Annotated in this window: 16 protein-coding genes and 1 pseudogene; 7 read left to right on the top strand and 10 right to left on the bottom strand. The window is 65.0% G+C overall.

Annotation, left to right across the window (positions count from 1 at the left end):
• Positions 1-9 precede the first annotated feature (9 nt).
• The 7 genes from FOY51_RS27705 to FOY51_RS21550 all read right to left on the bottom strand — a co-directional run bounded on the left by FOY51_RS27705 (position 10) and on the right by FOY51_RS21550 (position 4,031).
• A complete protein-coding gene (locus FOY51_RS27705) occupies positions 10-327 on the bottom strand; it encodes a DUF3349 domain-containing protein (protein ID WP_235916608.1) in 318 nt (105 codons plus the stop codon).
• 30 nt (positions 328-357) lie between these two features.
• Entirely contained in the window at positions 358-684 is a 327-nt protein-coding gene (locus tag FOY51_RS27710) for a DUF3349 domain-containing protein (protein WP_235916610.1), read from the bottom strand.
• A gap of 28 nt (positions 685-712) precedes the next feature.
• Entirely contained in the window at positions 713-1,000 is a 288-nt protein-coding gene (locus FOY51_RS21530; RefSeq protein WP_149432325.1) for a hypothetical protein, read from the bottom strand.
• A 4-nt stretch (positions 1,001-1,004) separates the two neighbouring features.
• Positions 1,005-2,189, bottom strand: coding sequence for an inorganic phosphate transporter (locus FOY51_RS21535; RefSeq protein ID WP_149432326.1), 1,185 nt, complete (start codon positions 2,187-2,189; stop codon positions 1,005-1,007).
• A 109-nt stretch (positions 2,190-2,298) separates the two neighbouring features.
• Positions 2,299-2,685 (bottom strand): VOC family protein, encoded by a 387-nt coding sequence (locus tag FOY51_RS21540; protein WP_149432327.1) that lies wholly within the window; start codon positions 2,683-2,685, stop codon positions 2,299-2,301.
• A gap of 3 nt (positions 2,686-2,688) precedes the next feature.
• Positions 2,689-3,138 carry a hypothetical protein gene (locus tag FOY51_RS21545; RefSeq protein ID WP_149432376.1) on the bottom strand — a complete coding sequence of 150 codons (450 nt, stop codon included), beginning with the start codon at positions 3,136-3,138 and terminating at the stop codon, positions 2,689-2,691.
• On the bottom strand, positions 3,138-4,031 hold the full coding sequence (locus tag FOY51_RS21550) for a 1,4-dihydroxy-2-naphthoyl-CoA synthase (protein ID WP_149432328.1): 894 nt from the start codon (positions 4,029-4,031) through the stop codon (positions 3,138-3,140). Before FOY51_RS21550 ends, FOY51_RS21545 begins: the two co-directional genes overlap by 1 nt.
• A 66-nt stretch (positions 4,032-4,097) precedes the next feature.
• Here FOY51_RS21550 and FOY51_RS21555 point away from each other — a divergent pair, with 66 nt between their 5' ends.
• Genes FOY51_RS21555 through FOY51_RS21565 form a run of 3 tightly spaced genes read left to right on the top strand, consistent with a single transcriptional unit; the run spans position 4,098 to position 6,866 of the window.
• A complete protein-coding gene (locus FOY51_RS21555; protein ID WP_149432329.1) occupies positions 4,098-4,724 on the top strand; it encodes a PaaI family thioesterase in 627 nt (208 codons plus the stop codon).
• Between the two features lie 3 nt (positions 4,725-4,727).
• The gene (locus FOY51_RS21560) at positions 4,728-5,462 is read left to right on the top strand and encodes a 2-phosphosulfolactate phosphatase (RefSeq protein ID WP_149432330.1); all 735 of its coding nucleotides are present in this window, start codon (positions 4,728-4,730) and stop codon (positions 5,460-5,462) included.
• 51 nt (positions 5,463-5,513) lie between these two features.
• Positions 5,514-6,866 carry a cryptochrome/photolyase family protein gene (locus FOY51_RS21565; RefSeq protein ID WP_149432331.1) on the top strand — a complete coding sequence of 451 codons (1,353 nt, stop codon included), beginning with the start codon at positions 5,514-5,516 and terminating at the stop codon, positions 6,864-6,866.
• 6 nt (positions 6,867-6,872) lie between these two features.
• Here FOY51_RS21565 and FOY51_RS21570 read toward each other — a convergent pair whose 3' ends face one another.
• Complete coding sequence (locus tag FOY51_RS21570; RefSeq protein ID WP_149432332.1) at positions 6,873-7,469, bottom strand: lipocalin family protein; 597 nt, start codon at positions 7,467-7,469, stop codon at positions 6,873-6,875.
• Between the two features lie 111 nt (positions 7,470-7,580).
• Here FOY51_RS21570 and FOY51_RS21575 point away from each other — a divergent pair, with 111 nt between their 5' ends.
• Both FOY51_RS21575 and FOY51_RS21580 read left to right on the top strand, forming a co-directional pair.
• Positions 7,581-8,558: an o-succinylbenzoate synthase gene (locus FOY51_RS21575; RefSeq protein ID WP_290367910.1), complete on the top strand. Its 978-nt coding sequence runs from the start codon at positions 7,581-7,583 to the stop codon at positions 8,556-8,558.
• Positions 8,559-8,621: 63 nt separating this feature from the next.
• A complete protein-coding gene (locus FOY51_RS21580; protein ID WP_149432377.1) occupies positions 8,622-9,068 on the top strand; it encodes a DUF6918 family protein in 447 nt (148 codons plus the stop codon).
• Between the two features lie 21 nt (positions 9,069-9,089).
• Here FOY51_RS21580 and FOY51_RS21585 read toward each other — a convergent pair.
• Positions 9,090-9,883, bottom strand: a pseudogene (locus FOY51_RS21585) (siderophore-interacting protein).
• A 112-nt stretch (positions 9,884-9,995) separates the two neighbouring features.
• On the opposite strand from FOY51_RS21585, the gene menD reads away from it, so the two are divergent.
• A complete protein-coding gene (gene menD, locus FOY51_RS21590; RefSeq protein WP_149432334.1) occupies positions 9,996-11,606 on the top strand; it encodes a 2-succinyl-5-enolpyruvyl-6-hydroxy-3-cyclohexene-1-carboxylic-acid synthase in 1,611 nt (536 codons plus the stop codon).
• Here the strand turns inward: menD and FOY51_RS21595 are convergent.
• A complete protein-coding gene (locus tag FOY51_RS21595) occupies positions 11,603-12,106 on the bottom strand; it encodes a DUF2505 domain-containing protein (RefSeq protein ID WP_149432335.1) in 504 nt (167 codons plus the stop codon). The genes menD and FOY51_RS21595 overlap by 4 nt on opposite strands.
• A 93-nt stretch (positions 12,107-12,199) precedes the next feature.
• Between FOY51_RS21595 and FOY51_RS21600 the strand changes: the two genes are divergently transcribed.
• A complete protein-coding gene (locus FOY51_RS21600; RefSeq protein ID WP_149432378.1) occupies positions 12,200-12,583 on the top strand; it encodes a DUF3592 domain-containing protein in 384 nt (127 codons plus the stop codon).
• Positions 12,584-12,616 lie beyond the last annotated feature (33 nt).

Consider the following 12,616-nt stretch of genomic DNA (forward strand, 5'->3'; position numbering starts at 1 on the left):
GGGATGGTGTCACGCCTCCGGATCGGGGCGACGAATCGGATCCACCGTCGGCATCCCACCGGAGAGCAGATGCTTGCGGACTCGATCGGTATCCGTCTCGGTCGGCAGCTCGTTGGTGATCTTGGTGATGAGCACCTGGATATCGGTCTTGTCGACGGGTAGGTCGCCCTGTGCGATCAGCTCGGCGGTGACCTGATCCACCTCCTCGTCCGACAGCCGACGGGTCAGCAGCGCGAGCAGAGGCACGTAGTCGCCCTCCGGAACGCCGTCGGGGTATCCGGCGCGCAACCAGCCGATGATGTTGCTGAGAAACGGTGGTAAGGCCATGGCAGTCCAGTTTCGTGTCAGTGGACGGTGTCAGGATTCGGACGGTTCGGCCAACTGCCAGCCGCCCGCTTCGAGTCTGGATCTAACCCGACCGATGTCCTCGTCGCCCGGTGTTTCCTTCGCGAGATCCGAGATGGCGGTCTCTATTTCCTCAGGATCGATTGCGTCGTCCGGATGATCGCGCGTGCGGTCGGCAGTCAATTCGCGCACGATCTGCCGAACCTCGTCGTCCGTCAGCTTGCGATGCAGCACGGCCAGCAGTGCCACGTAATCCTCGCGTGGCACTCCTTGGGGGTAGCCCGCCCGCAGCCAATCCAGAACCCGCGCCAAGATCGACGCTTTGGCTTCGGCGGTCACGCGGCCTCGCTTCTACGAGCAGTACTGCTCAGAACAGGTGGATTCCAAAATCGTGGGCAAGGAAGTCTTTCATGACGAACAGTATCCCCGTCACGATCGCGACAAGAATCACCGCGAAGCACGCCAACGCCCCTGCGGTCCCCGTCACGCTCCGCTTGCCGACACTGCCGTCCCTGTCTATCCCGTCCTTGTCGATTGTTGTCCAGGATAGGCAGCGAATTCCCATCGCGAACAGTGCGGGCAGCCCTGCGCCGAGAACCAAGCCGATCAGCAGTACCTGCCACAACGAGTTGAGGGTTTTCAGAAAGAGATCCACGGGCTCAGGCGTTTCGGGTTTGCGGCGTATCGGACGTGGTGGCCTGCGGTTCTGCGTCGCCTGCGTCCTCCCACGCCTCGGTGACGTTGCTGGTGTCCACCGGGTTGCGACGCGACCGGGCGTACATGTACCCCGACGCGATCAGCAGCACACCGAACACCACCAACACGCCGGTGAGCCCGTCGAAAGCGTGCGCGAGAGCCCAGCAGAGCGCGCCGACTACGCCTGCCAAAGGCAACGTCAGCAGCCATGCGGTCACCATGCGCCCTGCGACGCTCCACCGCACTTCGGCATCCGCCTTGCCGATGCCGGTGCCGAGAATCGAGCCGGTTGCCGTCTGGGTGGTGGAGAGCGGCAGGCCGAAATGACTGGACGTGAGAATGATTGCGGCGGTGGACGAGTCGGCCGCCAAGCCCTGCGGTGACGAGATCTCGACGAGCCCCTTGCCCAGCGTTCGGATGATTCGCCAACCGCCCAGGTAGGTGCCGAACGCGATGGCCAGCGCGCACGCCAACTTCACCCAGAACGGCATCGACGCGCCCGGATCGATGGTGCCGTGTGCAACCAACGCGAGAAAGATGATGCCCATCGTCTTCTGTGCGTCGTTGGTCCCGTGCGCCAGCGACACCAGCGATGCCGAACCGATTTGACCCCAACGGAAGCCGTCTTCGCGGGACTTCTCGTTGACTCGGGACGTGATTCGGTAGATCAGCTTGGTGCCTGCGATGGCTACGAGCGCCGCTACCGGCGGGGCAAGCACGGCCGGAATGATGATCTTGCTGACCACGCCGGACCACTCGACGCCGTGCATACCGAGGGCGGCTATCGCGGAGCCGATCAAACCGCCGAACAACGCGTGCGAGGAGCTGGACGGGATGCCGAACAGCCAGGTCGCCAGGTTCCACAGGATGCCCCCGACCAGCCCGGCGAACACGATGATCAGCAGCGGTTGGCCGCCGACGCCACCCAGGTTGACGATGCCCTTCGCAACCGTGGCCGCGACTTCCACCGACAGAAAGGCTCCGAGCAGGTTCAATGCTGCCGAAAGCGTGACTGCGACCTTCGGTTTCAAGGCTCCGGTTGCGATCGACGCGGCCATCGCATTGGCCGTGTCGTGGAAGCCGTTGGTGAAATCGAATCCGAGTGCGGTCACTACCACAATGAGCAGGACGAGGAATTCTGCAGTCACAGGCTCAGTGTGCGGAGTTGAACGGCAAAAATCCAGCTAGTGACAAATTGGGGTCGCGCAATCTAATTTTGTTACCGTTTGTTCACTTTATTGGTTGATTTGTCGCTTTTCATGGTCGACGTGAATCCAGCCGGATCGGATGATCTTTCGGAATTTCCACGACGACGATCCGCACACCGTCGGGATCGCGCAGCCACATCTCCCACAGCCCCCACGGCTCCAGCACCGGCTCTCGCTCGATCGAGACACCGTGATCGGCAAGCTCCTGCTGCGTTTCGGTGACGTCGCGAACCTGCAGCCAGAGAGCACCCTCGAAGGTCGACGACGCGTCCGTGCCGCCGTGTGCGGCCACCTCGATCAGTCCTTGACCTGCGAAAAAGACTGTCCCGCCGGGATACTCACGCGCAATCGCCAAGCCGAGACGATCGCGATAGAACGCCAGCGTGAGCGGGTAGTCGGCTGGTCGAAGGATGATCCGGCTGCTCAATACCTGCACGACTCAGCCCTCCTTGCTCGGCACAGCCTCGTGATCGCGTCGGCCATGGGTGCGGCGCTCCTCTTTCATCTCCGACTCGAAGACATGACGCTTACCTGCCATCAGCCGATCGCGGGTGTGCTGGTCGAGGTCTCGAAAGGTGGACCAGTAGCCGTCGTCGAATTCTTCGACGATCTGGAACGTCCAGCGCCCTTCCAGCACGTTGCGGCCGACCAATTCCTCCTGCAAACGGTCCGCGACCTCGGTGTGCCCGGCCTTGCGCAGCTGATCGACGGCGTCGCCGAGCTGCAGATCGGCGTGGCCGAGCAGTTGATGAAATTCGTAAAGGTGGCCGCGGGCGCGCTCGACCGTCTCCAGCGCCTCGGACACCTTGCCTACGGCGGCGACCGTAGCGTCGTCGACGCCGTCGGGTCGGATGTGCTCGGGGCCGGGTTTCTCCCTGTCCATGGCGATCAGAAGTACCAGGGGTACGGGGACCAGTCGGGTTCGCGCTTCTCCAGGAACGAGTCGCGACCTTCGACGGCCTCGTCGGTCATGTACGCCATGCGGGTAGCTTCGCCCGCGAAGAGTTGCTGTCCGACCAGCCCGTCGTCGGCGAGGTTGAACGCGTACTTGAGCATGCGCTGCGCCTGCGGCGACTTGCCGTTGATCTTCTCGGACCATTCGAGCGCCACGTTCTCCAACTCGGCGTGGTCGACGACCTTGTTCACAGCGCCCATTTGGTGCATCTCTTCGGCCGTGTAGGCATCGCCGAGGAAGAAGATCTCGCGGGCGAACTTCTGGCCCACCATCTTCGCCAGGTAGGCGCTGCCGTAGCCGCCGTCGAAGCTGCCGACGTCGGCGTCGGTCTGCTTGAAGCGAGCATGCTCGCGGCTCGCGAGGGTCAGGTCGCACACCACGTGCAGGCTGTGCCCGCCGCCCGCTGCCCAACCGTTGACCAGCGCGATCACCACCTTGGGCATGAACCGGATCAGTCGCTGCACCTCGAGGATGTGCAGGCGACCGGAGCGCGCCTTGTCGACGGTGTCGGCGGTCTCGCCGTCCGCGTACTGATAGCCGCTGCGGCCGCGGATGCGCTGATCACCACCGGAGCAGAACGCCCAGCCGCCGTCCTTGCTGCTCGGTCCGTTGCCGGTGAGGAACACCGCACCCACGTCGGACGTCATGCGGGCGTGGTCGAGGACTTGGTAGAGCTCGTCGACTGTGTGGGGCCGAAAGGCGTTGCGCACCTCGGGTCGATCGAACGCGACGCGGACGGTGCCCTGCGTGACGTGACGGTGATAGGTGATGTCCGTGAGGTTCTCGAACCCGGGAACAGGACGCCAAAGCTGCGGATTGAAGGTCACCCGATTCACCCTAGGGCCACGGCCTGACTGGGCGTGCGTAAAACCAGGCCAGCTAACGTGCAAGTCATGACCGAGCAGCACGACGACGTATTCGAGCATCACGGTGGCTTCCCCAAGTTCACCGCGGCCGAAGAGACCGAGAACTTCGGGCCCTTCGTCGAGCAGATGCGACAACTGCAAGATCTTGCTGTCTCGGTGGCGCCGCCGGACGACGTGTTCGGCGAGGCGCGAGCCCTGGCGCAGAAATTGATCGACCTGCTGGAGCCTTATCAGGTGCCCGAAGGTCAGCAGCCCGCTGGTCGGATCATCAGCCTGCCCGGCCGCGGCAGCCTGTTGATGTTGCCGTGGCAGGTGGAGCGATTCGACGAGGGTGGTGTCCGCGCCACCGGCGTATTCCGGCGCTTCCACCTCGGCGGAAACGGCGCAGCGCACGGCGGCGTTCTGCCATTGGCGTTCGACGACGTCTTCGGGATGGTGGTGCATGCGTCTGGCCGCCCGATCAGCCGAACTGCGTTCTTGCACATCAACTATCGCGCGGTGACGCCACTGAACACCAAGCTCACGGTCGAAGGGCGATTGGACCGCATCGAAGGTCGGAAGTCCTTCGTGAGTGCTCGCATGACCGACGAGTCCGGCAAGCTCATCGCCGACTGCGAAGCGTTGATGGTGCAATTGCTGCCCGGCCAACCCTGAGTGGTGCTGCCAGCACATACGCAGGGAGATCACCGCATTCGCTTCGATTGGGGCCTGTCCGGGGCCCGTGCGATCGTCGGCGGGTGCGATATCGCCGTCGTCGTCGATGTGCTGTCGTTCACCACGACGCTGACGGTCGCGCTCGATCGCGGGATCGAAGTGCTGCCGTATCCGTGGGCGGACGGGGCCGCCGAATTTGCGCGCGACCACGGCGCAGACTTGGCCGTCGGTAGACGGCAGCGCCAGCCGGGCCAGGTGAGTCTGTCGCCCGCGACCGTGCGCGACGCGGTGGATATCCAGCGGTTGGTGTTGCCGTCGCCGAACGGATCGTCGATCTCGTTCGCCCTCGCCGATGCAGGAGTCACGGTGATCGGAGCGTCGCTGCGCAATGCGGGTGCGGTGGCGCAGTATCTCGCAGCCAGCGACGCGGTGGTTGCAGTGATCGCGGCGGGGGAGCGGTGGCCGGACGGAACGCTACGACCTGCCGTCGAAGATCTGTGGGGTGCTGGGGCGGTGTTGGCGAAATTGGACGGGTTGTCGCTGTCGCAAGAAGCTCGTGTTGCACGGTCGGCCTTTCTCGCTCTCGACGACATCTCTGCTCAATTGCATTGCTGCGCAAGCGGTCGTGAGCTGATCGAGGGTGGCTTTCCCGAGGACGTGGAGATAGCCGCCGAGCTCGACGTCAGCTCGGTGGTGCCAGAGTTGCGCAAAGGGGTGTTTACGGCACCCAGTCCATGACGGCTGGTCTAGAGTCGCACCAATGATGCACAACCGATGCAAGCTTGCCCTGTGAGCGCGACCATCGCGCTGTTCACACGCGACCTCCGAGTGCACGACAATCCGGTGCTCTCCGCAGCGCATCAGGCGGGCTCGACTGTGGTGCCGCTGTTCGTCCTCGACAAGAGGATTCTCGGCAGCACGTTCAACTCGCCGAACCGCGCGAAGTTTCTGGCGGAATCGCTTGCCGCACTTGACAAAGAGCTGCGCGACATCGGTGGACGCCTGGTGATTCGGCACGGCAATGTCGTGGACGAGGTGGAGCGGCTTGTCGGCGAACTCGACGCCACCCAGGTACATATCGCATCGGATGTCAGCAGGTTCAGTCACCGCCGCGACGAGGCGCTGCGGGAGCGTCTGCAGGGTCGTTGCGAGATGCACACCCACACCGCGGTGCATACGGTGGTCGAACCGGGCGATGTGCTGCCGACCGGCACTCGCGATCATTTCGCGGTGTTCACGCCGTACCTTCGCCGGTGGTCGTCGGCGGACAAACGTCGCACCTTGGGTAAGCCACGATCGCTCAGTGTGCCCAATATTCGTGGCGACGGACTACCGAAGCAGAGCGACATCTGCCCGGGTGACACCTCGCCCAACCTGGCGTCGGGCGGCGAGACCGTTGCGCGAAAGCTGTTGAAGGACTGGCTCGCCGGGCCGATCGAGTCGTATCACGAGATTCACGACGACCTGTTCGGCGACGCCACGTCGAAGCTGTCGCCCTACCTGCATTTCGGCTGCCTGTCTGCGACAGAGGTGGTCGATCGCGTCGACGGGACCACCACCGGTGGTGATGCGTTCATCCGGCAGATGGCGTGGCGCGATTTCCACCATCAGGTGCTGGCGGCACGTCCGGATGCCACGACCGCCGACTACCGCGACCGCCACGACCGGTGGCGTGACGACGCGAAAGCCGCGGAGGCGTGGAAGGTGGGGCGGACCGGCTATCCGATCGTCGATGCCGGGATGCGGCAACTGCTCGACGAGGGCTGGATGCACAACCGCGCCCGGATGATCACCGCCAGCTTCCTGACCAAGTCGATGTATCTGGACTGGCGAATCGGAGCGCAGCACTTCACCGACCTGCTGCTCGACGCCGACATGGCGAACAACATCATGAACTGGCAGTGGGTGGCAGGGACCGGAACGGATACGCGACCGAACCGGGTGCTCAGCCCGATGCGGCAGGCCGAACGCTTCGATCCCGACGGTGAGTACGTGCGCCGCTGGGTGCCGGAACTGGCCGACATTCCCGGCGGACTCGTGCACAAGCCGTGGGATGCGTGGGAAGACACCCACGGCTACCCGGACCGCATCGTCGATCACGCCGAAGGTGCGGCGCATTTTCAGGCGATGCGGAACGGGTAGCGGCCGCTACTGCGGCAGCGTGCAGAGCGGCGCGATCTGGTTCAGCCCGCCCGGCGTGGGTGAGGTGAGGAAGACGCACTCGTTGTAGCCGGCGGTGCGGATGGCGCTACGCACGTCTTTCCACTGCTGCGGCGTGAGGGCCGTGGTGCGCGACAGGACGAAACCGGAGAGCCGATTCGGATCACCGACGAGTGCCCACGAGTAGTCCGGCGCAATCGCCGTCACGATGTAATTCGTGGGCCCGTTGGGGTCGCTCTGGAACGGCACGTCCGGAAAGCTCACGTGCAGTTGGGCATTGGTGACCTTGTCGTTGATGGTCGCCTTGCCGAGGATGTCGTTCTTCCCGCCCTGCCAGGTGGTGCAGGTGTTGTGGACGGTGACGTTGCCCTGCGGGTCGAGGGTGTAGTTGGCCTGCGTGTCACGTGCACAGTTCAGGTTGTAAGGCTGCGGCAGTGCAGCCAACTGGTTCCAGGTCCCGAGGTAGCGCTGCACGTCGAGTTTGGGGATCGGGCCGAGCGGTTCGGCCGACGCGCTGCCGGAACCCAGCACGGCGAAAGTGGCGACAAGTCCGACAAGGGCTGTTCTCACAATGGTTGCTCGCATGCTCGAACCCTAGCCCAGTTCGATGCACAACCGATGCGCCCACTGTGCGTGATTTTGGGTGCCAGGGCACTGAATATCACTCACGGGCGGCGCAGCCGCAATACTGGTCGAGTGCTCCCCACCCTCACCGACCTGCTGGCCGATGCCCATGTCGTGAGTCTGCCGATGCGGGTGCGATTTCGAGGCATCACCACCCGCGAAGTGGTGCTGATCGAAGGACCCGCAGGCTGGGGGGAGTTCGGTGCCTTTCCCGAGTACGACGACGCCGAGGCCGCGCAGTGGCTGCGGTCGGCGATCGAATCGGCGTGGGAGGGTCCGCCACCTGCTTTGAGGAACAGCATCCCGGTCAATGCCACGGTGCCGGCCCTCGACGCCGCGCAGGTGGCGGGCGTTCTGGCCCGTTTCCCCGGCGCCACTACCGCCAAGGTGAAGGTCGCCGAGCCCGGTCAGACCCTCGACGACGATCTGCAGCGCGTCGCGGCGGTGCGTGAGCTGATCCCGAACGTGAGGGTCGACGCGAACGGCGGCTGGACCCTCGACGAGGCGACACGAGCGCTCGAGGCCCTGACCCGAGACGCGCCGCTCGAGTACGCGGAGCAGCCGTGCGCATCCGTCGACGACCTCGTCGAGTTACGTCGACGGCTGCCACAGATCCGCATCGCCGCCGACGAGAGCATCCGCCGCGCCGACGATCCGATGCGCGTGGTTCGCGCAGGTGGACTGGACGTTGCTGTGGTGAAGGTCGCACCCCTCGGTGGTATGCGGCCGCTGCTTGCGATCGGCGACCAACTCGGTGCACACGGCATTCCGCTGGTGGTTTCCAGCGCTCTCGATTCGGCTGTCGGGATGAACGCGGGACTTGCGGCAGCTGCCGCTCTCCCCGAGCTGGAACTGGCCTGCGGGCTCGGGACCGGCGGGTTCTTCGTACGAGACGTCGCTGCACCGCGCGAGCTGGTGGCGGGATCGCTGGACGTCGAGCCTGTGGTTCCCGACATGACAGCGGTGCGTGAGCTGGCTGCGCTGCCCGAGCGGGAGCAGTGGTGGCGCGATCGGGTGCGTCGGTGCTATCGGTTGCTGGCAGAGAATTAGCCGTCTCTGTCCGTATAGAGTGTCGGTCGCAAGTCAACGAACCCCGATACGGAGGCCATGAAAGTGGTTGTAGCACTGAACGAAACACTGCTCGAAGAGTCGCGTCGGCCGACCGTCGTAGCCGATGTGAAGACCCTGATCGATGCAGAGGTTTCGGATAAGAAGGGTGCGTCGGGGCTCGCCGTCAAGGGTGGGTACGCCGCAGTGAAGAAGGTGAGCCCGTCGATCGTGACGGATGCCGTGGAGACGCTGCTCCCGCAGTTCTCCGAGCGCCTCGAGCCGTTCTGGGCGAGCTTCCAGGGCAGTGGTGAGGGCAGCTTCGCCAACTACCTGGTCGGCCGTGGTGAAGAGGTCTCGGATGCGCTGCTCAGCGTCACCGATGCGCGCATCGACGCGTCGTCGCGGCCGTCGTTGAAGAAGGTGTACGCAACGATGCGTCCGTCGGCGAAGAAGAACGTCGTCGAGGCACTCCCGCGTCTCGGCGAGTTGGTGCAGAAGCACGCGAGCTAGTCCCTGCGTCACCTTCGCCGGCTACGACCGCCAGTAGCCGGTGAAGGTGACGTTGTGCTTCGGCACCTTGCGCTCGTTGACAAGATGCCTGCGGACGCCGGTCGCCAATTTCTGCTCACCCGCGACAAAGGCGTAGACCTCGCCGTCGAGAAGGTGAGCGGTCTTCACCGTCTCCAGGGCAAGCGTGCCAGGGGTCGCCGTGGAATCGGTCCGCACCAGCCAGTGCAGGTTCGCCCCCGCGGGAGCGGCGATCTCCTGCGCGTCGTCGGCGTGCGGGATCTCGATGAACACCTCGGCGCGCAGATCCGCGCGGGCCGACTGCAGAATTCGACGATCGCAGGCAATGCGCTCTCGTCACCGACCAGGAGCTCCCAATCCGCCCCTGCAGGCGGGTTGTACGTGACGCCCTCGTCCAGAATCCCGATCCTGTCGCCCACCTGCGCGTTTTCCGCCCATGCCGATGCTTCGCCGCCGCCGTGCACGGCAAAGTCGATGTCGAGTTCCGGTCCCGCGCTGAACACACCCTCGGTACGGAAGTTGCGAACCGTGTAGTTGCGCCCCAACGGCCTGGTGTCCTTCGACATCAGCATCCACTGCGCGAACCACAGCGGGCTCGTGGTGGTCGGCAGGCGCAGCTCCGACTGGCCGTGCTTCGGAATGAACACCCGAAACCACTGGTCGAAGCCCATAGGGACGAACTGTCGTAGCCCGTCGCCGCCCATGGTGACCCGAATGAACGTGGGGCTCACCTGCTTGGACGCGACCACCTCGACGGTGAGGACATGCCGCTCGTCCGGCTTGATGTGCTTGCCCATTTTTGAATTCCCCTGTCAACCCTCCGCGAGAACTGCAATTATCGCTAAGGTTAGCAAACCCTAATAACGACGCGAGCGCCGTGCAATCGCCACGATCTGACAATCTTGAGTAGTGAATCCGTCCACCGCGCAGGCCGCCGTCGTCGTCGACGAATTGATTCGTGGTGGCGTGGCGGACGTGGTGCTATGCCCCGGATCGCGCAACGCCCCGCTTGCCTTCGCCCTGCAGGCGGCCGACGCGCAAGGGCTGCTCCGGCTCCACATGCGCATCGACGAGCGCACGGCGGGGTTTCTCGCGGTGGGTCTCTCGTTGGCGAATCGCAGGCCCGTCCCCGTCGTCATGACGTCCGGAACCGCTGTCGCCAACCTGGGACCCGCTGTGCTGGAAGCGAATTACGCGCGGGTGCCGCTGGTCGTACTCAGCGCCAATCGGCCGTACGAAATGCTGGGCACCGGCGCAAACCAGACCGTCGAGCAGCTCGGCCTCTTCGGTAGTCAGGTTCGGGCGACCATCAGCCTCGGCCTCGCCGAAGCCGGCAACGAGCAGAACAGTCAGTGGCGATCCGCCGTGTGCCGCGTCCTCGCCGCCGCGCGAGGCACTCGATCGGGCAACGCCGGTCCCGTGCATTTCGACATTCCGCTCCGTGAGCCGCTGGTGCCCGAGGCGTTGGCGCGAGACAACGCACCGGAAGGCCGACCCGACCGGGCGCCGTGGACGCAGACGCAGAACGCCACGCTCGACGTGCCGATCGACATCGATTTCACGCCCGACACCGTGGTGATCTCCGGGCACGGATCGGGTCATCGCCCCGAACTCGCAGGGATCCCGACGGTCGCCGAGCCGACCGCGCCGCTACACGGCCCCCGATTGCACCCGTTGAGCCTGCCGTTTCTGGAACCACGCCAGGCCATCATCACCGGACGTCCCACGCTGCACCGGCCGGTGTCGAAGCTGCTCGCCGATCCATCGGTCGCCGTCTTCGCGTTGACCACGGGTCCGCGCTGGCCGGACGTGTCCGGCAACGTGGTCGGCACCGGCACCCGTGCCGTCGCAACCGGCGCGCCGCGTGAGGCGTGGCTGGCGCGCTGTGCACGGCTCACCGACAAGGCTGATCGCGCTGTCCGCGAACAGCTTTCGGTGCACCCTAAGCCGACCGGCCTGCACGTGGCTGCCATCGTCACCGACGCCCTGCGCGACGGTGATCAGCTGCTGCTCGGCGCGTCGAATCCGGTGCGTGACGCCGCCCTGGTGAGCTATCCGCGACCCGGTGTGACCGTGCTGTCCAATCGCGGCGTCGCGGGCATCGACGGCACGGTCTCGACGGCCGTCGGCGTCGCCCTGACCCATCCAGGTCGCACCATTGCGCTGATCGGTGATCTCACCTTCCTGCACGACGCGTCCGGTCTGCTGATGGGCACCGGCGAGCCACGACCGAACGACCTGACGATCGTGGTCGCCAACGACGACGGCGGCGGCATCTTCGAACTGCTCGAGCAGGGCGATCCGCAGTACGCGGGCGTGTTCGAGCGCGTCTTCGGCACCCCGCACGGCATGGACCTCGCCGCGCTCTGCGCCGCCTATCGGGTGCCGCACCGGCTGGTCGATCCGCAGCAACTTGCGGCGGCCCTCGCCGAGCACGCGGACGGAATCCGCGTGCTCGAGGTGACCACCGAACGATCCGGGCTACGCGAACTGCACGCTGCAGTTCACGCGCGGCTCTAGGCAGCCTGCTCGGTAATCCACTTTTCGACATACTTGCGCTCGCTGTTCAGCATCTTCGTGAACAGTTGCTCGACCAGCGCCTCGATGGCGCCGCCGACGAATCGCACCTTCACCTCGATCTCGCCTGCGACATCGATCACAGCACCAGCCGCGGTGTCACGCAGCGCGAACGTGCCGTTCAGCGACGCAGGCAGGCCGGTCGAGCCGCCGCTGAACGTCCCGGTCGCGCGGTCGCCGTCGAACGCACCCCACTTGTCGGTGCGACTGATCGTCAGCTCGCCTTTGAGGACCTTGCGGACCAGCGCCGGAATGCGCTCCTGCTTGATGGTTTCCTTCATCGAAATCGATGCGGTTCCCGGACCGTCCGGTGTGCCGAAGTCCAGTTCGGCACTGTCGACGCCCTCGATTCGCGACTGCCACAGCCGCTGGTCGGTGATGGCGCCGTGGACGACGGACGCAGGTGAGGTGTAGCTCAGGGGGAAGGCGAATGTGCGTGACATGAGCGGCACGCTACCGGAGCGATCGGACGCGACCGATAGCCTTTCGACGTGACTCCCGATCGATCCACGCTCCACCGTGTCCGGCTGGGCATCATGATCTTCGCGATCGCCCTGTCCGCGCTCGCGGTGCTGCTGGTTCTTGCCGCATGGCGGGACGATCACACCATCGCGTCCGACAAGGGTGTCGCCACCGCGGAAGTACTCTCCGCCGGTCGGTTGCGGTCGGCAGTCAGCTTCGTGACACCCGACGGTGTGACGCACAACCCGCGTCTCGGCGTGCTATATCCGACCAATCTGACGGTCGGGCAGCGTATCGACGTCGAATATGCGATCAATGACCCCGACCTGGTGCGGGTCGCGGGGCGCGATGCCAGGGTCGCGATAGTGCCCGCAGCCTCGGTGATCGTGGTGACCTGGGCGGTCGCGTTGCCCGCGTTGTGGCTGGTCCGGCGCAAACAGCGACAAGCATTCGTATGAACTTCGCCTCGGCGTCACTTCGCGGTGGCTACC

It is taken from the genome of Antrihabitans cavernicola, from assembly GCF_008297975.1.
GTDB classification, from domain to species: Bacteria; Actinomycetota; Actinomycetes; order Mycobacteriales; family Mycobacteriaceae; genus Antrihabitans; species Antrihabitans cavernicola.